The organism is Halovivax gelatinilyticus (genome assembly GCF_024300625.1).
Classification (GTDB): Archaea; Halobacteriota; Halobacteria; order Halobacteriales; family Natrialbaceae; genus Halovivax; species Halovivax gelatinilyticus.
The window spans coordinates 2,095,327-2,116,643 of sequence record NZ_CP101322.1; the positions used below are offsets into that span (position 1 = coordinate 2,095,327).

The following is a 21,317-nucleotide window of genomic DNA, read 5'->3' on the forward strand; positions in this document are numbered from 1 at the left end:
GACCGTGACGGATGGGTGAGCGTATGAACCGACGAACGTTCTGTGGAACGGTAGCGGGCGGACTCGCGCTTACAGCTGGCTGTACCGGCGTCCTCGACGACGAGGAGTCCGGCACGGTCCGCTTCTACGTGAGCGACGAACCGAATCGCATCGACGACTTCGAGTACCTCCACGTCACCGTCTCGACGGTCGCGTTCAAACCGGCGGACAACGACGACGAAGACGGCGACGCAGGAGACGACGCCGACGACGGTGAGAGCGAGCACGCGGACGACGAGGGCGGCCGACCGGACGACGCCGGCGCCCCCGACGACGGGGCTGACGACGCCGAAACCGGTGGCGACGGCACTGCTGAGTATGGAGACGCAGACGGCGACGATGCGGACGATGAAGACGCAGACGGCGTCGATGACGAAGGAGAAGGCGCGCGCTCTCGCGGCGGCTGGGAGGAGTACCACCTCGACGACCAGACGCTCGATCTCACGCAACTGCAGGGCGATCGCGCGACGATGCTCGACGAACTCGAGGTGCCCGCCGGCGAGTACACCGCCGTGGATCTCTTCGTCGACGAGATCGACGCGGTTCTGACCGAGGAGTTAGGCGGCGACGAGGCCGACGTGAAAATCCCGAGCGAGACGCTTCGTATTCGGACCCCGTTTACGGTCGAAGCTGACGACGAGGTCGACTTCGTCTACGATATCGCCCCGCACAAAGCCGGTCAGAGCGGGAAATACATCCTGACGCCGGTGATCAGCCAGAGCGGCACCGACGTCGATATCGAAGCAGTCGACGCACGCGTCGACGCGGAGTGATTGGTCCGTCTTCCAGTGGTCGCCGATCGAGTCGTGAGCGGACACCGCTCAGGCGTAGACGGCGAGAAATACGAGTATACTGACGATGCTGAACAGCCCCATCAGGATCAGGGTGACCGGCATCACCGCCTGTCGAACCAGTGCGCTTCGCTCGTCGCCGTCCGTGAGGACAAAGGTCGGGGCGTCGCCCTCGCAAACGACCGCATTGTAGCTCGCGGCGCTCGTTTCCGGCGTCGACCGTCGTTCGACGTCGCCGAAGACGTGGATCGACTCGCCTGGTTCGAGTCGTCGCTCTCGGACTCGCCGACGGCGGCTTCGCGCGTCCGGACAGTCGTCCTCGCGGAGCACCGTCAGGATCGGTTCCGGCGGCGTCTCACCGCCGTCGACAGTTCCCTCCTCGTCGATCGACAGCGAGCGGTCTGCGCCGTCCGGATCGACGACGATCGATTCGTCGCTCTCGAGTACGAACGGGACGACCGCCGTCCGTTCGACTTCCGTCGTCCAGTTCGAGTTGGAACCGCTCCCGGTTCGTCGTTCGACCGTACATTCGTAGGCGAGACACGCCGTCCCCGTGAACGGAGCGTTAACCGTCGACTCGGCGACGCCGGCCGTCCCCTCCAGTTCGACGGTTCCCGTTCCGTTGACGGCGGTTTCGATCGACGTCGGGTCGCTTCGGAGGATTCGAACCACCGGTCGGAGTTTCCACAGCCCGGTTGCGAGGGGAAGACTCGCACCCAGAAGACCGAGGGCGGCGACGAGGAGGAAGGTGTTCATCGTTCACGCGTAGATACGATTTTAAAATGAAACTTCCGGTTGCGGCCCCGGTGCCGGTGCACCGATTCAGATGAGCGGATCGTTCGGATCTTCGAACAGAGTTTCGAAGACCGCCGATTCGGCCTTTCGCAAGTGGTGGTGAAACGTTTGTTTCGTGATTCCCAGGTTGTCTGCCAGCTCTTCGCCCGTATTCACTCGCGGGTGTGCGAAGTAGTCGCCGAAATACGCCATCTGTAGGACGGTCCGCTGGCGGTCCGTGAGGCTCTCTTCGACCATCCGCCTGAGATACGTCGGGGTCAAGATTCGCTTCTGAGAGACGAGTTCGATGTCCGGGAAGGTCTCGCGAAGGCCGCTCGCTATCGCGTCGGGGTCGACCGATTCGGGAAACTCCCCCACGATGTGAATCGAATCGTCACGGAGTGATGCCGATTGTAACCGCCCACCCTCTCCGGCGACGGCACTGCTCATCGAATTCTCGCCGGCGGCGATTTCGAAGCGCGCGTATCCATCGAACACTCCCTGGAGGCGGATGGCCAACTTCGGGTCGTGCGCGTCGACGGTGGTGCGAAACGTCTTCGCATAGGCCTCGTTTATCTCCCAGTATTCGATAAAAATCTCGTCGTTGCCGTCGAGCGGAACGACCGCCTCGAGCGAGAGATCGACACGCGCGTGTTCGTCCGACGGAAACAGTGTCGCCAGTCGATCCGTTTTGAACGTCAATTCGAGCGCCGAACCCAGGGCTTCCTTTCGTCTCAGGGCGTAGCAGACGTACCCGATGATTTCGCCCAGTTCGCGGATGCTCTCGGTTTCGCGCTCGCCGAAGGCGTTCGCGTGTGCTGCGTGGAGCCCGAGGACGCCGAATTGCGTCCCCTCGTGGACGATGGGCGCGGCGATGAACGACCGGGACGTGCGGTCTGTCACCGTCGCGTGCCACGGAACGGCGTTCGAATCGGTCGGTTCACCGTTTTTGGTCACGACCGTACCCGACTGGAAGGTCGTTCTCACCGAACGTTCCTCGGGTGGCTGTGGGAGCTCGACGAGTGGTGAGGCCTCGTCGGCGCTGGTCCGGGTTCGTCCGACACGGCACGTCACGTCCCCGGTCGTCTGGTCTATCTCGGCGATCCAGGCGCTCGCGTACGCGTCGGGGTCGGTAAGCTTCTCGCAGGTTACCCGCTCTATCTCTTCGCGGGTCGATTGTTCGATCACCGCGTCCGTGATGTCGATGACGACGGTATTGAGCTGATTCAGTGCTTCTAGCTGTTTGCGCTTGCGTCGTAATTCTCGTTCTCGAGACTGCTTCGCGCTCACGTCTCGACCGACGCCGACCAGTCCCACGAGTTCATCGTTCGTATCGGTCAACCGGGCGCCGGTGAATTCGTACGGGATTAGGTTCCCACACTTCGTCTGTAGTTCGGCCTCGACGACGGCCGTCCCACTGGTGAACGTTTCTTCTATGGCCGCTGCAATAGCGTCCGTATCCGGTCCGGCGAAGAACTCCGTCGCCCGCATTTCGGTGATCTCATCGTCGGTGTATCCGGTCACCTCGCCGAGCTTACTGTTCCATCGGCGAAACGTCCCCTCCGTCGTGAGGACGTAAAATATGTCGTCGAGCGTGTCGAGCGCTTTGTCGATAAACTCTCGCTCCTGGCGAAGTTTCTCGGTCAGCTCCTGGCGTCTGGTGATGTCGCGCCCCTCGGGGATCAGATGCGTGACGCGGCCGTCCTCGCTCGTAATCGGCCGAATCGAAAAGTCGATCACGGCCTCTCGGTCGCTGCCTTGCACGCGAATCACGTCCGTGAACATCTCCCCGCTACGAGCGGTTTCGACGCCGGTTCGCGCGGTCTCGCGCGTCCGTTGATTCGACTGAAACCAGTACGTTTCCCAGACCGGTTTCCCGACGACGTCGTCGTGATCGAGCCCGCCGAATTCGAGTGCCGTCTCGTTCGCCTTGCGCAGCGTTCCGTCCCGCTCCAGCAGTCCGACGAACGTATGGGTGTTATTGAAAATGGCTTCGAACTGCTCGGTTCGCTCCTCGAGGTCCGTCACGTCGCGAAAATACACCGATAGGCCGTTTTCCGTCGGATACGCCCGCAGCCGATATCGTGCATCGTGGGGGTGATAGTACGCTTCGACCTCTCGCGATTCGCGCGTTTCCATCGCCGTCCGTAACGCGCTCTCGAACTCCGTGCCCGCGAGTTCGGGAAACGTCTCCCAGACGCGTTCACCTAGCAGGGCGTCACGCTGATCCTCGGCCAACCTGGCACCGTGGTCGCTGACGTACGTGTATCGCCAGTTGTCACTGATGGCGAAGAAGCCATCACGCGTCTGATCGCTCATTAGGGGGTCAATTAGACCGGTTCGAGTGTGTTCCTTGTAATAGTACTTGATTATTTGGGGAAAATTGTGAAAATCGAACACGACCTCTCCCGTATATTCTCTTCGGAAGCGGAAATATGGGAGCCTCTGTCACGCTCCTATCGACGCTCACATCTGACGAGTCAGACTAGGGGTTTACCATCGAAAACATCTATCCTTTCGTGTATGTTCGAGCCTCCATCGGACGACGGCTCGTGGACCCCCAGGCGGTTTCACGTCGAAAATCGTTCGCCATCGATGGCGACGGTCGAAACGGTCGCCGATTCCCTCGACACCGACCCCCTGAACCTCCCACCGCTGGCCACCTACGTGGATCCGTCCGCACTCGACCGGATACTGCGCACGTCCGACGATGTGACGATCCAGTTCGACTACGACGGGATCGACGTCCTGCTCGTCAAATCTACCGATCACGTCACCGTCAGGTGCCGTCCGTAGCCACCGCTTCGAATCTAGATCGATGATACGTCAGACACCTGAATCGCCCCGCCGTTTCGCCACTCCGCAGCCGTTCGTCCGTCCCGCTCCGACGCTCGTGACCGCTCCGTCGCGTTCGCCGGACGCGAGCGGTGGGTTCGTCCCTGATGGCGACCGCCTACGGGCCACCCACGGGACCGAGCGGATCCGGGCTCGCGACGACGGCACACTGACCGGGCTCGTCGACGATAGATCGCCCGGGTCGACCGAACCGGGGGTGTCCGACTGATGCGCAAGCAAGAACTCGTCCACCTGCACATGCTGATTGCTGCGCTCCGACGTGACATCGCCGAGCGCGAACCCGTACCCTCGGCGGCGTACGCCGAGTACGAGGCCCACGGCGTCACGCCGACGGCCGTCCACCACAAGAAAGAGGCGCACAAAACGAGCGTGCAACTACTACTGACGGGGATTGTCAGCACCATCCACCCGCCTGCGGTCGCCGAACCCGCGACCTAGTGGCTGGAACACGAACCGAATCGGCGGTAGTGACGACACTGCGTCTCCCGTAGCCGAGAGTCGCCACCGACCGCGTCGTCGTTCACCCGCGGAGCCACGCGAGCGGCTTCAAGACGGCGATTTGGTAGTCCTCGTGTGGGTCGTACCGGGCGAAGATCAGGCTGTTGGTCGTGACGATCGTTGTTACTGTTCCCGTCGGTGTGAGCAATCGAGCGAACGGTCGCCTGGGTCTCCTCTGTGTGCGTTGTCCACGAAGATGGCGACCCTATCAAGTGATAGAACGTCAAACGATGGCGTCCCGCCAGGAGTCAATCCACAGGACCTGCCCTCGAAGATGCTCGCGGTCACATTCCGTGACGATCAGATTGACGACGTCTACGCCCTCACTTGGTTTCGAACGGATCCACACCTGATCGGTGTAGATGAGAACGCCGGCGTGATCGATCTCGGTCGAACGCGTTGTGAAATCCCGGTCGTTCGTACAGAGGACGAAGCCGTTCTCTCCACACCACTCGAGGAGGCGACGGTCGTCGGTGGCTTCGCCGAACTGTTCGTCCGCCCGGACGGTCGAATAGCCGTTCGACGCCAGCGTGTGTTCGAAATCCGGGGGACGTGTTCGTCGAGCAACAGCGGGACGGACACCGCACTCACCTGGCCGTCGACGGCGGTTGCGTGCTCTTCGAGCGCAACTCGTCTTCGAGGTCGCGGTGGCGCGCCCGCACTTCTGCCATCTCGTCCGAGTTCTCGTAGTAGTACGACAGCGCACCGTAGACCTGGCCGAGATCGATATCGAGTTGGTCTGCCGCCTCTTCGGGGGTCGATCCACCGGGGACGACGAGATCGTATACGTGATAGACGCCGATGCGCGTTCCCTCCAACCGGGGGTCGCCTCCAAGGACGTCGTCGGTCCGAACGATCGTTGCCATACGCCGGTATTGGCCGTCATCCCGTATAAAATACCGGTCGATCCCGAGAAAATGGCGTCGTCGCTTACCCGCGAAGCCAGGCGAGCGGCTTCAACACGGCGAGCGTGTAGTCCTCGTGCGGGTCGTAGCGAGCGAAGATCAGGCTGTTGGTCATGACGCTCACGCTCGAAGTGGCCATCGCCAGGCCGGCCAGCGCGGGGTTGAGCAGGCCGAGCGAGGCGATCGGGATCAGCGTCGTGTTGTACGCGAACGCCCAGAAGAGGTTCTGACGGACCTTCGAGATCGTCGCCTCGGAGACGCGAACGGCCTTCAGGACGTCCGCGGGGTCGTCGCGCATCAGCGTGACGTCGGCGCTCTCGATGGCGACGTCGGTGCCGGAGCCGATGGCGACGCCGACCTGCGCCGCGGTCAGCGCCGGCGCGTCGTTGACGCCGTCGCCGACCATCATCACGCGCGCACCGTCCGACTGGAGATCTTCGACGTGGTCGGCCTTGTCGTCGGGCAGAACCTCGGCGCGAACGTTGTCCGGGTCGATACCGACCTGCTCGGCGACGGCTCGCGCCGTTCGCTCGTTGTCGCCGGTGAGCATCACGACCTCGGTACCGCGCTCGTGCAGGGCGGCGACGGTTTCGCGAGCGCTCCGGCGAACCTCGTCGGCCACCGCGAGCACGCCGCGCAGTTCGCCGTCGACGGCGACCGGGATGGCCGTCTTGCCCTCGCGTTCGAGCGTTGCGAGCGGGGCTTCGGCCGGCTCGGGATCGATTCCCTCGTCGGAGAGCAGCTTTCGTCGGCCGATGACGACCCGGCCGCGGTCGGTCTCGGCGACGATGCCGTGACCGGGCACGTTCTCGAACTCGCGAACCTCTCCGAGCTCGACGCCGCGTTCTTCGGCCCCCTCGACGATCGCCGACGCGATCGGGTGTTCGGAGCCCGACTCGGCCGTGGCGGCCGCACCGAGGACGAACGACTCGGCGGACTCCTCGCGTTCGGCCAGCACGCCACCGTCGGTGGCGGGGCCGTTGGCGTCGACCGCACCGTCGGTGTCTACCGCGTCGCCGCCGTCGGTCGCGACGTCCTCGCCGATCAGCTCGACATCGGTGAGGACCATCTCGCCGTGGGTCAGCGTTCCCGTCTTGTCGAAGACGATGGTGTCGATGCCCCGGACCTGCTCCAGGACGTCGCCGCCCTTGAAGAGGACGCCGTTGGTCGCAGAGAGCGTCGAACCGACCATCGTCGCCGCGGGTGTCGCCAGCCCGAGCGCGCAGGGACAGGCGATCAACAGCGCCGACGCGAGGACGACGACGGAGAACTCGAGCGTCGTCACCTCGCTCGGCCCGCCGCCGACCATGCCCCAGTGCGGGAGCGCGCCGACGATCGATTCGAGCGTACCGGGGAAGGCGAACCAGATCGCCGCCCAGAAAATCGCGTTGACGATCACCGCGGGGACGAAGTAGGCGCTGACCCGGTCGACCAGCCGCTGGATTTCGGGCTGGCGCGACTGGGCTTCCTTGACGCGCTCGACGATCTGCTGGATCGCCGTCTCGCGGCCGACCTTCGTCGCCTCGACGTAGAGGACGCCGTTTTCGTTGATCGTCGCGCCGACGACCTCGTCGCCCTCGCCTTTCTCGACGGGGACCGACTCGCCGGTGAGCATCGACTCGTCGACCGCGCTCTGGCCGCCGACGACTTCTCCGTCGGTCGGGATCTTCTCGCCCGGGCGGACCTTCAAGACGTCGCCGACTTCGATCTCCTCGACGGCGACCTCGCGTTCGTCGCCCGCTTCGGACTCGCCGTTCCAGTCGACGAGCGTCGCCTCCTCGGCTTCCATCTGGAGGAGTTCGCGTAGCGCGTTGCCCGCTCGCGCCTTCGAGCGCACTTCGAGCCAGTTACCCAGCGTGATGAACCACAGGATGAACGCGACGGCCTCGAAGTAGAGCCCCTCTCCCGGCAGTCCGCCGGACCAGACGGCCGTACTGTAGACGTAGCCGGCCGAGGTGCCGACCGCGACCAGCGTGTCCATGTTCGCTCGGCGGTTGTGGCTGAACGCTCGCCACGCGCCGACGATGAACTCCTTTCCGAGCGTCGCCATCAGAATCGTCGCGAGGGTGAACTCGAGCCAACCCGGCGGCATGGCGATCGCCATCGGGATCGGTGACGGGACGCCGAAGAAGCCGAACAACATGTCGATCATCATCGGCAAGAACGGCAGCGTCAGCAGGCCGCCACCGATCACCAGCCGGCGCTGGCGGGTCAGTTCGCGTTCGACGGCGCGTTCGCGCTCGCTCGTCTGACTCTCGTCGCCCTCGTCGTCGCGGACTGGTTCGTAGCCCGATCGCTCGATCGCCGCGACGATTTCGCCCGGCGAGGCGTCGACCGGGTTGTACCGAATTCGCGCTTCGTCCGACGCGAAGTTGACGTCGGCCTCGATGACGCCCGGAAGCGCTTCGACGGCCTCGGTGACCGTCCCGGAGCACGTCGAACACGACATGCCCATGACGGTGATCGCGAGCGTCTCCGCGGCCGCCTCGTATCCAGCCGAGTCGATCGTCTCGTAGATAGCTGCGAGTGAGGTCACCTCGTCGTCGTACGCGACGGTTCCCTCGTCCGTCGCGTAGTTCGCACTGGCCTCGGACACCCCATCAAGCTCCGAAAGGGCGTCCTCGACGGTCCCGGTACACGTCGAACACGACATACCGGTGATCTCGAGGTGGGTCCGTACCGTTGTCATCGTCTAACTGTACGTGCTACACATTGAAGCGAGTTCTGGATTCGAATATTAAGCAGCGTGATGGACCAACTTTCGATTATTAACTCCTATAGGAATCGGCCTGGATACGTGGCACTCGGTCCCATCGATCCGCCGTGATGGAGCGCCGCTTCTCCGGGTTCGCGAACGTCGGACGGACAAGTGGAAAATTTCACGTACCGGCCGTCCCGTGTAGCGACCATGCACCCGTCGAAGCTCTTTTCCGCGTTGATTCTGGTCGTCAGCCTCTTGCTCGTGATCGAAGCGGTCGTCGCAGCCGACTACGCGATCGTCTTCGACCTCCAGCTGATCGGCGGAATCGTCCTCGGGCTCACCGCGCTCGTCGGACTCGCCCGCTACGAGGAAGATCCGATCGTGACGGAGTATCACCCGGTATTGCTCGTCGTCCTCTTCTTCGTGAGCCTCTGGATCCTGCTGTTACTCTACGAGATCGTACTGCAACTGTGAACTGCGGCGGACGTCGTAGGTTCTCACGCGGGGTGCGGTAACCCGTCTCACGCACCGTCGAGATGGAAAGACAATTCCTTTCTCCGCCCAAACGACCGTACGATGCGAATCGCCGTTCCCAACAAGGGCCGCCTGCACCAGCCGACGATCGACCTCTTAGAGCGGGCTGGCCTGCATCTGGAAAACGGCGCCGACCGTAAACTCTACGCCGAGACGGTCGACCCCGAGGTGACGGTTCTGTTCGCCCGGGCGGCGGACATCCCCGAGTACATCGCCGACGGTGCCGCCGACATGGGTATCACCGGTCTCGATCAGGTTCGCGAGTCGGGACAGGCCGAGGTCATCTCGGAGCTGCTAGACCTCGGATTCGGTCGGTGTCGACTCGTGCTCGCCGCCCCGCGCGAGGGCGAGATCGAGGCGGTCTCCGACCTGGCCGGTCGGACCGTCGCGACGGAGTTTCCCCGGATCACCCGCGAGTTCTTCGCCGACACCGACGTCTCCCCTGACGTCGTCGAGGTGTCCGGGGCGACCGAACTCACCCCGCACGTCGAGATGGCCGACGCCATCGTCGACATCACGAGCACGGGGACGACGCTGCGAGTGAACAACCTCGCGATCATCGAGGAGGTCCTTTCGAGTTCGGTGCGGCTGTTCGCCCGCGAGGACGTCGTCGACGAACCGAAGGTGGGCGAGCTACGGACCGCCCTCTCGTCGGTGCTGGCCGCAGACGGTAAGCGCTACCTGATGATGAACGTGCCCGAAGACCGCCTCGAAGCGGTCCGCGACGTGATCCCCGGACTCGGGGGGCCGACGATCATGGACGTCGCCAACGGGGGCGACAAAGTCGCCGTCCACGCCGTCGTCGACGAGCGCGACGTCTTCGAGACGATCACCGAGGTCAAAGCCGCGGGCGCGAGCGACATCCTCGTCACGGAGATCGAGCGACTGATCGAGTAGGTCGACATCGGGCCGGCGACCGTTCGGCCGATCGAGTAAGTCGCCGTCAGACCGGCGATCGTTTGGCTGATCGAGTGGATCGCCGTCAGATCAGTGATCGAACGACGGCCGGGGTAATCGCGTACTACTTGCTGGTTCAACGGGATGTGCGAGTCACCTGCCGGTCGAATCGAGCCGAATCGGTGGGTCCGCCGAACCGTGTGACACACTCTCTCCCATGGCTCGACGTCCGATTCGTTCGCGAGAAACGCTCCGTTGAGTCGGACGGTCCGTTCCTGGAGATAGTCAGATGATGCTGTACGTTATCGTAACGCAAGGGTTATGCCGGTAGTACCGTATTACCGCATAGCTGCATGGACGAACTGCCCTCCAGTCCCGAGTCGTTCGACGATCCCCGCGTCTCCGGCCCGTTCTATCGTCACTGTTCGGGCGATCACGACGTGCTCGTCCTCGGCGTGGTCCACGATCACCCGGCGAGCGTCGGACGCGTCGAGACCGTCCTGGAATCGGTCGAACCGGACCACCTCGCGCTCGAACTCCCTTCGGCGGCAATCCCGCTCTACAAGGCGTACGCCTCCCGCGCGACCGGCGAGAACCGCCCGCCCGTCGGCGGCGAAATGAGCGCGGCCATCGCGGCCGCGAGTGCGCCCGTCACCGGCATCGACGCGCCGAGCTGGTCGTTCTTCCGGCGACTCGTCACCCGGCTCGTCACGGACCGGGTCCGTCCGTCGACGGCTCGCCGCGTCCTCGCGAGCTTCGGCGGGGCGACCCGAACCGCACTCACTTGCCGGCTCGCGGCGACGATGACGAACGTGACGACGTTCTCGGTCACGCGTGACGACGCGATCGAGTACGAGTGTTCACACGACGACTCGCCCGCCCGGCAGGCCGAACACGAGCGAAACCACGTCGCCGGTGTCAGGGCGCTCTTGCAGTCGACCGCCGGCGAGTCGAAGCGCTACCGTGACGAGACCCGCGAGGCGTGTATGATCGATCGACTCCGATCGCTCCGGGAGGAGGGCTCCGTCGTCGCCGTCGTCGGCGTCGACCACCTCGAACCGATCGCGGCGGCGCTCACAGAGCCGTAATTGCACGCCGACCGGTCAGTTCACGGCGGGGACAATCTCACCGACGAGCCGCCGCTACCCGAGCGTCGAGACGCAGTTCCAGCAGTAGGTGAACGTCGCGTCCGACTCGTTGGGTGCGCCACAGCGCGCACACTCGACGATCTCGCCGTCGATTTCGAACTCGTACTCGGTGTGATCGAAGTCGCTCTCGACGCTTCCGTGCGTCCGGTCGATGGGTGCCCCGTAGCGGACGTTCGAGACGGGACTCTCGGTCAGCGACTGGGGGGCGGGCCGGTCGTCGCCGTCGCGACGAGCGTAGTAGTAATAGAGCGCCAGGTGCAGGAGGGCAAACAGCAGGACGTACGCGATGAGCCAGCCCCAGAGCTCCATACCGTGCCATGGTCTCTCATCCTACTTGGGTATTCGGCGCGTCGTTGCCGGGTGTGGCCGTGTAAGCCCTCATTACGCCCGAATTCGGCCACGCCGGTTGCGTCGGATCGGGCCGGACGGATTCGTCTCACCCACGCCCTTCGTCTCACGCACCCGAAATCGTCGTACGTGTCCGCGACCCGCGTCGGCCGATTCCGTGCCGCGGGGTTCGTTAGCGGCGGTCCGTCGGCGGCGAGCGCTCGCGCTGGAACTCGTCGAACGCGTCGATGTCGTCGGGCAGATCGTACTCGATTCGGCGCGCCTCCTGGCGGTTCTCGCCGCCGGCCTCGAGCGGTTCGGCGACGTCCTCCCAGCCGGGTTTGATCTTGACGCTCTCTGCGGGCGTGCCGACGGCGATGTGGTGGGCGGGAACGTCCCCCTGGACGACCGACCGCGCGCCGACGATGGCGTTCTCGCCGACCGTGCAGCCGGCTCTGACCATCGCGTCGTACGTGACGCGGGCGTCGTCTTCGATGATGGTGTGGTAGTTTCTGACCACGGTCTGGTCGACGACGTCGTGGTCGTGGCTGTAGAGGTGAACGCCGTCGGAGATCGACGCCCGGCTTCCGATCGTGAGCGTGCCGCGGTCGTCTAAGTGGACGTCGTCGTGGATGACGGTGTTGTCCCCCACACGAATGTTGTGGCCGTAGGTGAAACTGATCCCCTTGAAAAAGCGACAGTCGTCGCCACACTCATCGAAGAGGTGTTCGGCGAGCATCTGGCGAAAGCGGAGCGCGAACGCCACGTTGTCGGCGATCGGGAGGCTGTCGAACTGGCGCCAGAGCCACTGGAGGTGTTTCGATCGCCGGAACGCCTCTTCGTCCTTTTCGGCGTAGTACTCGCTCTCCAGGGTCGTGTTACAGGGGTCGTAACTCTGTAACCGGACCCGTTCGGCGGCCGAGACGGGCTCGCCTGCCTGCCACCGATCGTAGGCCTCTCGGTCGCCCGTGAGGTCGATGAGCACGTCTTCGACGACCGAACAGGTCTCTTCGTCGCTCGCGAGTCGGTCGTCGACCTCGGCGATGAAGTCGTCCATCGCCGCCTCGGCTGCAGACGGGAGCGAGACGTGCCGCTTGGTCATACCGGCCTATTGTCGTTCGGGTAAATTAGGAGTTCGGTTACGGAAGATGGCCGTGCGAGACGCACACACGAGCGCCGATATACGACCGTGTTCTCGTTCGTCACCGGCCTCCGCTGGTTATCGACGGGGTGTGATGGCGGTACACCGACCGAATCCGCACGCCTTACGGTGTCTCGCTACGAAGCGAAGTACATGCACTATCGCGAACTTGGCGACTCCGGGGTCGACGTCAGTGAGGTCGGCTTCGGCGCCTGGACCGTCGGCACCGACTGGTGGGGCGACCGCTCCGAGGAAGACGCGATCGAGATGGTCGAGTACGCGATCGACCGGGGCGTCACGTACATCGACACGGGCGACGTCTACGGTCACGGCCGCAGCGAGGAACTGCTCTCGCGAGTCCTCGCGGACCGACGCGACGACGTCACCATCGCGACGAAGATCGGCTACGACTTCTACAACAACCCGCAGGCGGGACACGGCGAACTCCCGAAGGAGATGGACCCCGAGTACCTGCGCGACGCCTTCGAAAAGAGCCTCGAACGGCTCGGCGTCGACTCGATCGACGTCCTCCAGCTGCACAACGCGAACGTCGACGAACTCACCGACGACGTCCTCGAACTGCTCGACGAACTCGAAGAGGAGGGGCTGATCCGCGCGCGCGGGCTCGCGCTCGGTCCGTCGATCGGCTGGCTCGCAGAGGGCGACTTCGCGATCGAAAACGAGTTCGACTCCGTCCAGCTGGTCTGGAACGTCTTAGAACAGGAAGTCGGCACCCACTTCCTCGAGACGATCGAGCGAACCGGTTCGCAGACGAGTCTGATCCCCCGCGTTCCCCACTCCTCGGGTATCTTGAACGAGCAGGTCACCCCCGAGACGGAGCTCGAAGCGGGCGACCACCGCGGCTTCCGTCCCGACGCGTGGTACGAGACGGGCTGGGAGAAACTCGACGCGCTGCGCTTTCTCGAACGAGACGGCGAACGGTCGATGGCCCAGGCCTCGATCGCCTGGCTGCTCAGTCACGACGCCGTCGCCTCGGTCACGCCGACGTTCCGAACGAAAGCCGACGTCGACGAGTGGGCCGGCGCGAGCGACGTCCCGTCGCTATCCGACGACGAGCGCGCCCGCGTCGCCGAGCTGTACGAAGACGACTTCGGCATTGACCGCGACGACGGCATGGACAGCCTGCGGTCGTCGGTCGAGGGCCAGGACATCGCGGACGCCGGACTGGACAAGCTCGCGGCGGACTGAGCGTTCTCCAGCCCGTTCTTCGAGCGCGCATTTTACCGATAACTTGCCTGTGATAACAACCTAGTGTGCCACCACACTACGTATGTGTGTACGAGACCACGTTCACGTATGAGCACAGATCGCGTGGACGCTGAGAGCCGAGTGTCCGGAAACCAGGCGAATATACCGGCCCGCATCCGACGCGAACTGGATATCGACGACGGTGACCAGTTGCGGTGGGAGATCGAAGACTCGGGGACGATACGGGTCGAGGTCGTCCAATTGCGGACCGGGACGTTCACCGATTTCGATGGCTACACGGGTGACGCCGAAACTGACGTGACGGACGAGCACGATTCGTGGGGACTCGATTGAGGTGGCTCGAGCCGTTGTAGACACGTCCGTCCTCTTTGCGGCGGCGTATCGGCGAGACGCCAATCACGCTGGTGCACTCTCACTTCTCCGGGGGTTCGACGGCGGAGACCTGCCGGAAGCCGTCGTGCTGGATTTCGTCCTCGCAGAAACGCTGAACGGGCTCACGACCCACGCCGGTCACGAAAAATCGGTCGATTTTCTGGATCGGATCGAAGAAAACAGCCGGTTTCACGTCGTTTCGCTCACGTCCGACGCGTTCGCAACCGCGAAGTCGCTCTTCAGACGACACGAACCGCTCTCGCTCGTCGACGCGTGCATCGTCGCGTACATGCGAACGAACGACATTTCGTACCTCTACGCCTTCGACGACGATTTCGATCGTGTCGACGGCTGTGTTCGACCGGACGCGGCGACCAACCCGTACGATCCGACGTAATGTATCTTACCGCCGTCCCGTCTTTTCAGTACTCGGCGCGAACTGACGACGGGACCACTCTCCGATAGGCGTCGACTCGGAACGTCCACCGACGACGAATCGAATGCTTGACGTCGACCTGTTGACTCGTTTTCGAAACCCGTGACCATCACGCACGAAAACCGCGACGACGTCGACGCTCGCCTCGACAGACTTCGCGATACCTATGGCGAATTCCCCGTCATCGAGGGTGAAGAAGTCGTCCCGACGGATCGATTCGACCGACTGCACGACCAAGTACGCGACGGCTACACGGGCGGCGGCTTCGCCTGGATCGTCCGCGACCCCGCCGACGCGCCGGAGCTGTCGCCGTCGATGCCGCCGGAGGCCGTCGAAACCGACCCGACCGTCTGTCTCATCCAGCACCGCGGCGGCGAGGACCGGTGGGCCATCCCCGGTGGCGGCCGCGAAGACGACGAGACGTACGAGGAAGCGGCCGTCCGGGAGGTTCGCGAGGAGGTCGGCCTGGAGATCGGACTCGCCGACCCGTTTCTCGCCTACCGGGCGAGTCACGCACCCGACGACGGCCGGGAGATTCGGCTGCACACGCTGTGGGTCTGCTTCGACGCGACGTACGAACGCGGCCGGCTCGAGATTCAACCGGGCGAACTTCGCGGCGCGGCGTGGTTGGTCGATCCGCCGCGACGGCTCGGCCCGTGGAGCCAGTACCGCGGCCGCTCGTGGTGGGCGGCGTACGAGGTTGACGACCCCTGGTGGGAGAGTCGAGAGAGTGGTCCGTACGACGTGGCGACGTGAGGCCCGTCATCGGTCGAACCACTCACTCGTATCGAAGCGCGTCGATCGGATCCGTCCGAGCGGCTTTCCAGGCCGGATACAGCCCCGAGATGACGCCGACCAGAATGCCGACCACGATGGCGAGGACGACGTACTCGACGGGGTAGACCAGCGGGAGGTCGATGTACCAGGCGCCGAGGTAGCCCGTCGCGAGCCCGAGGGCGGTCCCGAGGATCGCGCCGATCACCCCGAGGACGATCGCCTCCGCGAGAAAGAGCCCGAGGACGTGGCGATTCTGCGCGCCGACGGCTTTCATGATGCCGATCTCGCGGGTTCGCTCGGTGACCGAGACGAGCATGATGTTCGCGATGCCGATCGAGCCGACCAGCAGCGAGATGGCGGCGATGCCGACGATGAAGTTCTGCAGCAGATCGAGTACGTCCTGGAGTTGGGCGAGCAACTCCGTGCTCGTCTGTAGGGTTACGGCGAGCCCGCCCGCCTCGAGTAACTCGCTCGCGTCGGAGGCGTCGCTCTCCAGATAGGTCACCGCCCGGTCCCGGGCCCGGTCGACGGCCTCGTCGTCCGCCGACGGCGCCTCGACGACGATCGCGATGTAGCGCGTGCCGCCCGCCGACTCTCCGGCTTCGTCGTCGCCCTCGTCAGTTTCGTCGCTTCCCTCGTCGCCGAAACCGGCCATCGCGGCCCCGACGTCCTCGGTGTAGTAGGGGTCCGTCGGGACGTACACCCGCGGCGACGGACCGAAGCCTTCGAACGGGCTCAGCCCCTCCGACGTGTCCGTGATGCCGACGACGGTGACGGTCGTCTGCGCGCCGCCCTGGAGCGTGATCTGCAGGTCGTCGCCGAGTTCGACGTCGTCGGCGAACGCGCCGGCGACCGCGGGGTTGATGACGGCCTCGCGCTCGCCCGGTTCGAACTGCCGGCCGTCCGCGAGGTCGCCCTCCCGGACGTACGACGGGCCCGTGGCGAAGAGGGCCTCGCCCTGCGGGATCCGCTCGTCCCCGAAGTCGATCGTCTGGGTCGCGATCGGTGCGTAGCCGTAGGCCGCGTCGACGCCGTCGAGTTCGCTCACCTCGGCCAGGTCCCGATCGCTGAACACGGGCTGGGCGCCGGCGAGCGGCCCGCCTTCCGTCTCCGGATCGGCCGCCCAGCCGTAGACGTTGCGCTGGTCGTCGGGACTGATGTCGCCGATGATTCCGGCCTGGAGGCTCGCCCCCAGGGTGACGAACGCGATCACGGCCGCGATGCCGATGATCACGCCGAGCGCTGTCAGCGCCGAGCGGAGCGGGTGGCCACGAATCGACCGCCAGGCCATCCGACCGAACGCGACCGGCTCCATCAGGGCTCACCAGCGTTCGTCTCGTCGCCGGGTTCATCCCGCCGCCCGCTCGGGTCGAGTTCCTCGATCCGCTCGATCTTCCCGTCGAGCAGGTGGACGATCCGCTCGGCTCGCTCGGCGACGTGGCGCTCGTGGGTGACGACGACGATCGTCGCGCCGCTCTCGGAGAACTCGTCGAACAGGTCGAGCACCTCGGCTTCGGTTTCGGTGTCCAGGTTGCCCGAGGGCTCGTCGGCGAGGACGATCGCCGGATCGTTGACGAGCGCCCGCGCGAGCGCCACGCGCTGGCGCTGGCCGCCGGAGAGCTCGCTCGGCTGGTGGTCCATCCGGTCGCCGAGTCCGACCCGGTCGAGGAGGTCCGCCGCTCGGTCCCTGCGGTCGCTTCGCCCGACCCCCTGGAAGAGCTGCGGGAGTTCGACGTTCTCCAGAGCGGTGAGTCGCGGCATCAGGTTGAACGTCTGGAAGACGAAGCCGACCTGCGTTCCCCTAAGCGTCGTTCGCGCCCGATCCGAGAGGTGAGAGACGTCCTCGCCGTCGACGACGATCCGCCCCTCGGTCGGCGTGTCGAGACAGCCGACGAGGTTCATCAGCGTCGACTTTCCCGAGCCGCTCGGGCCCATGATCGCGGTGTACGAGCCGCGCGGAATGTCGAGCGTAACGCCGTCTAACGCGTGGACCGGCTCGGCCAGCTCGTAGGTTCGACGCACGTCCTCGAGCGTGACGGCTGGCTCGGTCGCCATGGCGGTCGGACACCGCCGTGTGCGAAAAAAGATTCGTTTCACTCGTCCTACTGGAGCGCCCGTTCGACCGCCGTCGCCACGTTCTGCGCTTTGTCGGCCAACGGCTCGCTCACGAGTCCGTCGTCGACCGCCGCCGCCAACTCGTCTTCGTCGACGACCGTGACCGTGCCGTCGGGCCAGCGGACCACGTCCACGTAGAGGTCGACGTAGCGAGCCGTCTTCGGAAAGAGCTCGACGGGCGTGCAGACGTTGACGTAGGTCCCCTTCACGTCGTCGTCGGCTGACTTGTACGTCGTCGGGTACCACCATCGCCCCTCGCGCAGCTTCGTGACGGCGACGTCGCCCGACTCCTTCGGAACGTCGAGCCCGTCGTAGCGCCCGCCGGCGCTCATCGTCCGCTCCAGCGTGATGGAGCCGTCGGGGTCCCACTCGGTCACCTCGCCGGTGCCGAGGGTGATGCATCGACCGTCGGGCTTGCCGTGGCCGAGAGTGAGCCGGTCGCCTGCGACGGGACCGAACTGGCGACTCACGGCCTCGAACGGGAAGTCGCCGTCGCCGGGTCGGTCACGAGCCTCGCTCCCACAGACCGCCTCGACGAAGTCGACGGCCGCGCTGGCCGACCGGTCGGCCGCCTTCGTCCGGTGGTGGCCGACCATGGTCGTCTCGACCGCACGACGGGCGTCGTCCAGGGAGATCCGCGACTCGCGGCCGAACCAGTGCCAGTCGGTCGAATTCGGGGCGTACACCCGCCCCGGTTCGTCGCCCGGCGCCTCCGCTTCGGCGAGGGCGGCGTCGATCTCGGTTGCCCGGTCGATCGCCCCTTCCAGCGCCCGCCCCATCGCCTCGATGTCGGCGTCGGCGGCCGATCGCTCCCAGCGCAGGCCCCAGCCGTCGGGGACCTCGGCCGAGAGCAGGTCGGTCAGGCCGACGAGTTCGGAGCCGCGTTCACCTGACGTGGCCGCCGTCACGCCGCTCGCTCCGCGGGTGAGCGTACAGAGCCCGCCGCCGACTGCGACCTCCGGCTCGACGCGCGGGCGGTCGTCGTCCCACGGCGGCGCGGGTTCGGTCACGCACACTCGATAGGTGTCGCCGGCGTCGACGTAGCCGTCGACGGCGTCGTATGGCAGGTAGCCCCGCTCGCCGTCGCCGAGGTCGACGACCGCGCCGCTGCCACCGTCGGCGTCGCGGACGACGGCGTCGAAGACGGCCCCGCGGGACGTTGCCGGCCAGCGGAAGGCGTCGATCGCGAGATCGGAGAGCGTCTCGGCCACCGACTCGACCGCGGCCGGCTCGCCCGAGCACTCGATCCCCCGGCGGTCCCTGCTCGTTTCGATTCGCACGTCGGCCGGGGCCGCCTCGAAGTCGGCGTCGAATCGTCGACAGATCGGGTCTGACGCCTGGACGACCGCGTGTCCGTCGTCGGTCAACAGCTGCGTAAGCGCGGTCGCGTAGATGCCTCGAACCCGGACGCGACGTGTCGTCTCATCCTCTCCCGTCTGCGATGTGTCGCGCTCTCCCATCGTTACCGGAGCGTCTCCCGATCGAGCGCAAAGCGGACCCGGTCGTGAATCGGCGGTCCGAGCGAGAGTTCGACGTACGACTCGCCGAGGATTCGCCCGTCAGAGACGTAACAACCCCAGCTATCGAACCGGAGCCAGCCGCGCATCTCGGCGCCGTGGGTCGTCAGGTCGAGCGATCGAACGGCGTGTTCGGGGTAGGGCTCTCGCGAGTGGGCCATATCGAGGTCGGAGTAGACCGCCGCTGCCCCCTCGAAGAACGACTCGAGCGCCGACGCGTCCTCGGTGACGGCCTCGACGACGGCGTCCGAGGCCGCCCGGAGGTCGTCGCGGTCGAGCCCGACCGAACGAAGCGCCGCCTGCGTTCGCTGATCGAAGTGCATACCTCGACCACCGGCCGGCAAGGACTTGTTCTTGCCGACTGCGCGCTCGGCGAAGCCGACAGGTCGGTGGACCGCTAGCCGGTACCGTCCGTACACACGCCGACCTGCTGAACGTTCGTTCAACTTACTGGTCGATCATCTCGAATTTCGAGACAACAAGCACTTATTTCTGGAGAACACCAATCAGGGTGATGAATCGACGAACGTATCTCGGCGCGGCCGGCGCGGCCTCGCTGGCCGGGCTCGCCGGGTGTATCGGACTGCTCGGACTCGACGAACACACGGCGAACCCGGTCGGGGTGTCACCCGAGGTGAGAAACGACACCGGATACCAGCAGACAGGCATCGACGACCTCGTCGTGGAAGAGTCCGTCGACCTCCAGCTCTGGTCGGAGACGGTTTCGGTGACGAACTACGTCGTCGAACACGAAAAGAGCGTCTCCGTCGGTCCTCTCACCGACGAGCGGGCGGCGGTCTTCGCCGTGCTCTCGACGCCGCAGATCTCGGTCATCGGCCAGCAGGTGAACCCCGTCGAGGACATGCAGACGGGCGAACTCGTCGAACTCCTCGCGGACAACTACGACGACATCGGCGACGTCAGCCACGTCGAGGACGACGAACTCTCGATTCTCGACCAGGCGATCACGGCGTCGACGTTCACCGCCGACGCGAGATTCACCGGCGGCCAGTCGGTCGACGTCACCCTCCACGTCACCGAGGCGGTGGAGACGGACGACGACCTCGTCGTCGGCGTCGGTGTCTACCCGGAAGCGCTCGCGAGCGAGGAGCGACGGAACGTCGAGACGCTACTCACCTCGATCGATCCGGGCGTCGACGTGGCTGGCGAGGGAGGCGATGGCGACGGCGGAGGCGACGATGGCGATGATGACGGAGACGATGACGACGGCGGCCTCGGATTGGGACTCTGATTCGGAAACCCCGCTATTCGTCCGTCTCGAGAATCGACTCGACGTACTTCGCCAGCACGTCGACTTCGAGGTGGACGGGATCACCCGGCGACTTTCCGGACAGCGTCGTCAGCTCGTAGGTGGTCGGAACGATGGCGACCGTGACGTGCGTTCCGTCGAGTTCAGCGACGGTGAGGCTGATTCCGTCGAGCGTGATCGACCCCTTCTCGACGACGTACCGGTCGTAGCCGTCCGGTAACTCGAATTCGAAGTACCAGTCTTCGCCGACCGGTTCGATCTCGCGAACCGTCGCGACGGCGTCGACGTGGCCCTGGACGACGTGGCCGTCGAACCGTCCGCTCGCCGCCATCGCCCGCTCGACGTTTACCTCGTCGCCGACGCCGACCTCGCCGAGGTAGGTTCGATCGACGGTCTCGCTCGCGAGAAACACCTCGAACCACTCCCCGATCTCGTAGCGCTCGACGGTGAGACAGACGCCGTTGACGCTGATGCTCGCGCCGTGGCTGACGTCGCTAACCACCTCGTCCGCGCTGATTCGCAGGCGCAACCCGTCTGCCGTCGACTCTCGATCGGTAACCTCGCCCGTCTCCTCGACGATGCCGGTGAACATACGAACCCGTCGTCACCGGGGGTCGAAAATAGTTCCGAATTCGATATGTATATCAGAATCGAGGTGGGTGCGTCCGAGCGACGGTGACTCGATCGAACCGAGAGCGGGCGGTTTTAGTTCCGGGACGTCGAAGGGAGCGCGATGGCAGGAATCGTCGAGACGATCAAGCTCGCGGGGATTCTCATCCTCGCGATCCCGGCGGCGCTCGCCGGAGTCGAATTTCTCTTCGTCCGGGGCGAACCGCTGATCGGGGCGGGCCTGATCGCGGTGGCGATCGCTCTCGTCGCGCTCAGACGGTATCTCGCACTTCCGACCGGCCTCTCCGGCGTGCTCGCGAGCCGCGCCGAAGAGGCGATCACGCCGGACGACGAGGCTGAGTGAGACGCGCCGAACCCGC

At 65.1% G+C, this 21,317-nt stretch carries 24 protein-coding genes; 12 read left to right on the forward strand and 12 right to left on the reverse strand.

The window, feature by feature from the left end; genetic code table 11:
- Positions 1–23 precede the first annotated feature (23 nt).
- Complete coding sequence (locus NKH31_RS09785) at positions 24–812, forward strand: DUF4382 domain-containing protein (RefSeq protein ID WP_254861608.1); 789 nt, start codon at positions 24–26, stop codon at positions 810–812.
- Between the two features lie 48 nt (positions 813–860).
- Here NKH31_RS09785 and NKH31_RS09790 read toward each other — a convergent pair whose 3' ends face one another.
- Positions 861–1,586: an E3 ubiquitin ligase gene (locus NKH31_RS09790; protein WP_254861609.1), complete on the reverse strand. Its 726-nt coding sequence runs from the start codon at positions 1,584–1,586 to the stop codon at positions 861–863.
- A gap of 66 nt (positions 1,587–1,652) precedes the next feature.
- The gene (locus tag NKH31_RS09795; protein WP_254861610.1) at positions 1,653–3,923 is read right to left on the reverse strand and encodes a PAS domain-containing protein; all 2,271 of its coding nucleotides are present in this window, start codon (positions 3,921–3,923) and stop codon (positions 1,653–1,655) included.
- 204 nt (positions 3,924–4,127) lie between these two features.
- On the opposite strand from NKH31_RS09795, the gene NKH31_RS09800 reads away from it, so the two are divergent.
- Both NKH31_RS09800 and NKH31_RS09805 read left to right on the forward strand, forming a co-directional pair.
- On the forward strand, positions 4,128–4,400 hold the full coding sequence (locus NKH31_RS09800) for a HalOD1 output domain-containing protein (RefSeq protein ID WP_254861611.1): 273 nt from the start codon (positions 4,128–4,130) through the stop codon (positions 4,398–4,400).
- A 267-nt stretch (positions 4,401–4,667) separates the two neighbouring features.
- On the forward strand, positions 4,668–4,898 hold the full coding sequence (locus NKH31_RS09805; RefSeq protein ID WP_254861612.1) for a UPF0058 family protein: 231 nt from the start codon (positions 4,668–4,670) through the stop codon (positions 4,896–4,898).
- Between the two features lie 283 nt (positions 4,899–5,181).
- Here the strand turns inward: NKH31_RS09805 and NKH31_RS17820 are convergent, their stop codons facing one another.
- From NKH31_RS17820 to NKH31_RS09815, 3 genes are all read right to left on the reverse strand, one after another.
- Positions 5,182–5,664 (reverse strand): DUF5615 family PIN-like protein, encoded by a 483-nt coding sequence (locus NKH31_RS17820; protein ID WP_425492252.1) that lies wholly within the window; start codon positions 5,662–5,664, stop codon positions 5,182–5,184.
- Positions 5,546–5,824: a DUF433 domain-containing protein gene (locus NKH31_RS09810; RefSeq protein WP_254861613.1), complete on the reverse strand. Its 279-nt coding sequence runs from the start codon at positions 5,822–5,824 to the stop codon at positions 5,546–5,548. The genes NKH31_RS17820 and NKH31_RS09810 overlap by 119 nt, the downstream gene beginning before the upstream one ends.
- 64 nt (positions 5,825–5,888) lie before the next feature.
- Positions 5,889–8,552 (reverse strand): heavy metal translocating P-type ATPase, encoded by a 2,664-nt coding sequence (locus NKH31_RS09815; protein ID WP_254861614.1) that lies wholly within the window; start codon positions 8,550–8,552, stop codon positions 5,889–5,891.
- 219 nt (positions 8,553–8,771) lie between these two features.
- Here NKH31_RS09815 and NKH31_RS09820 point away from each other — a divergent pair, with 219 nt between their 5' ends.
- The 3 genes from NKH31_RS09820 to NKH31_RS09830 all read left to right on the forward strand — a co-directional run bounded on the left by NKH31_RS09820 (position 8,772) and on the right by NKH31_RS09830 (position 11,083).
- Positions 8,772–9,038, forward strand: coding sequence for a hypothetical protein (locus tag NKH31_RS09820; RefSeq protein ID WP_254861615.1), 267 nt, complete (start codon positions 8,772–8,774; stop codon positions 9,036–9,038).
- A gap of 102 nt (positions 9,039–9,140) precedes the next feature.
- The gene (gene hisG / locus NKH31_RS09825) at positions 9,141–9,995 is read left to right on the forward strand and encodes an ATP phosphoribosyltransferase (RefSeq protein ID WP_254861616.1); all 855 of its coding nucleotides are present in this window, start codon (positions 9,141–9,143) and stop codon (positions 9,993–9,995) included.
- A gap of 353 nt (positions 9,996–10,348) precedes the next feature.
- Complete coding sequence (locus NKH31_RS09830) at positions 10,349–11,083, forward strand: hypothetical protein (RefSeq protein WP_254861617.1); 735 nt, start codon at positions 10,349–10,351, stop codon at positions 11,081–11,083.
- A 54-nt stretch (positions 11,084–11,137) separates the two neighbouring features.
- On the opposite strand, the gene NKH31_RS09835 is transcribed toward NKH31_RS09830, so the two are convergent.
- Positions 11,138–11,452, reverse strand: coding sequence for a DUF7577 domain-containing protein (locus NKH31_RS09835; RefSeq protein ID WP_254861618.1), 315 nt, complete (start codon positions 11,450–11,452; stop codon positions 11,138–11,140).
- Between the two features lie 211 nt (positions 11,453–11,663).
- Positions 11,664–12,572: an acyltransferase gene (locus NKH31_RS09840; RefSeq protein ID WP_254861619.1), complete on the reverse strand. Its 909-nt coding sequence runs from the start codon at positions 12,570–12,572 to the stop codon at positions 11,664–11,666.
- Positions 12,573–12,764: 192 nt separating this feature from the next.
- Here NKH31_RS09840 and NKH31_RS09845 point away from each other — a divergent pair, with 192 nt between their 5' ends.
- From NKH31_RS09845 to NKH31_RS09860, 4 genes are all read left to right on the forward strand, one after another.
- Positions 12,765–13,820, forward strand: coding sequence for an aldo/keto reductase (locus NKH31_RS09845; RefSeq protein ID WP_254861620.1), 1,056 nt, complete (start codon positions 12,765–12,767; stop codon positions 13,818–13,820).
- 108 nt (positions 13,821–13,928) lie between these two features.
- Positions 13,929–14,174, forward strand: a complete 246-nt coding sequence (locus NKH31_RS09850; protein WP_254861621.1) for an AbrB/MazE/SpoVT family DNA-binding domain-containing protein — start codon at positions 13,929–13,931, stop codon at positions 14,172–14,174.
- A gap of 1 nt (position 14,175) precedes the next feature.
- Entirely contained in the window at positions 14,176–14,610 is a 435-nt protein-coding gene (locus NKH31_RS09855; protein ID WP_254861622.1) for a type II toxin-antitoxin system VapC family toxin, read from the forward strand.
- 141 nt (positions 14,611–14,751) lie between these two features.
- Positions 14,752–15,405, forward strand: coding sequence for an NUDIX hydrolase (locus tag NKH31_RS09860; protein ID WP_254861623.1), 654 nt, complete (start codon positions 14,752–14,754; stop codon positions 15,403–15,405).
- Between the two features lie 22 nt (positions 15,406–15,427).
- Here NKH31_RS09860 and NKH31_RS09865 read toward each other — a convergent pair whose 3' ends face one another.
- From NKH31_RS09865 to NKH31_RS09880, 4 genes are read right to left on the reverse strand one after another with little or no spacing between them, the layout of a single operon-like run.
- A complete protein-coding gene (locus NKH31_RS09865) occupies positions 15,428–16,741 on the reverse strand; it encodes an ABC transporter permease (RefSeq protein WP_254861624.1) in 1,314 nt (437 codons plus the stop codon).
- The gene (locus tag NKH31_RS09870) at positions 16,741–17,481 is read right to left on the reverse strand and encodes an ABC transporter ATP-binding protein (RefSeq protein WP_254861625.1); all 741 of its coding nucleotides are present in this window, start codon (positions 17,479–17,481) and stop codon (positions 16,741–16,743) included. The genes NKH31_RS09865 and NKH31_RS09870 overlap by 1 nt, the downstream gene beginning before the upstream one ends.
- 47 nt (positions 17,482–17,528) lie before the next feature.
- On the reverse strand, positions 17,529–19,001 hold the full coding sequence (locus NKH31_RS09875) for a ribonuclease FAU-1 family protein (RefSeq protein ID WP_254861626.1): 1,473 nt from the start codon (positions 18,999–19,001) through the stop codon (positions 17,529–17,531).
- Positions 19,002–19,003: 2 nt separating this feature from the next.
- Positions 19,004–19,381, reverse strand: coding sequence for a DUF7532 family protein (locus NKH31_RS09880; protein WP_254861627.1), 378 nt, complete (start codon positions 19,379–19,381; stop codon positions 19,004–19,006).
- A 191-nt stretch (positions 19,382–19,572) separates the two neighbouring features.
- On the opposite strand from NKH31_RS09880, the gene NKH31_RS09885 reads away from it, so the two are divergent.
- Positions 19,573–20,310 (forward strand): DUF6517 family protein, encoded by a 738-nt coding sequence (locus NKH31_RS09885; RefSeq protein ID WP_254861628.1) that lies wholly within the window; start codon positions 19,573–19,575, stop codon positions 20,308–20,310.
- Positions 20,311–20,323: 13 nt separating this feature from the next.
- Here the strand turns inward: NKH31_RS09885 and NKH31_RS09890 are convergent, their stop codons facing one another.
- Complete coding sequence (locus tag NKH31_RS09890; RefSeq protein WP_254861629.1) at positions 20,324–20,920, reverse strand: riboflavin synthase; 597 nt, start codon at positions 20,918–20,920, stop codon at positions 20,324–20,326.
- Between the two features lie 141 nt (positions 20,921–21,061).
- Between NKH31_RS09890 and NKH31_RS09895 the strand changes: the two genes are divergently transcribed.
- A complete protein-coding gene (locus NKH31_RS09895) occupies positions 21,062–21,301 on the forward strand; it encodes a DUF7533 family protein (RefSeq protein WP_254861630.1) in 240 nt (79 codons plus the stop codon).
- Positions 21,302–21,317 lie beyond the last annotated feature (16 nt).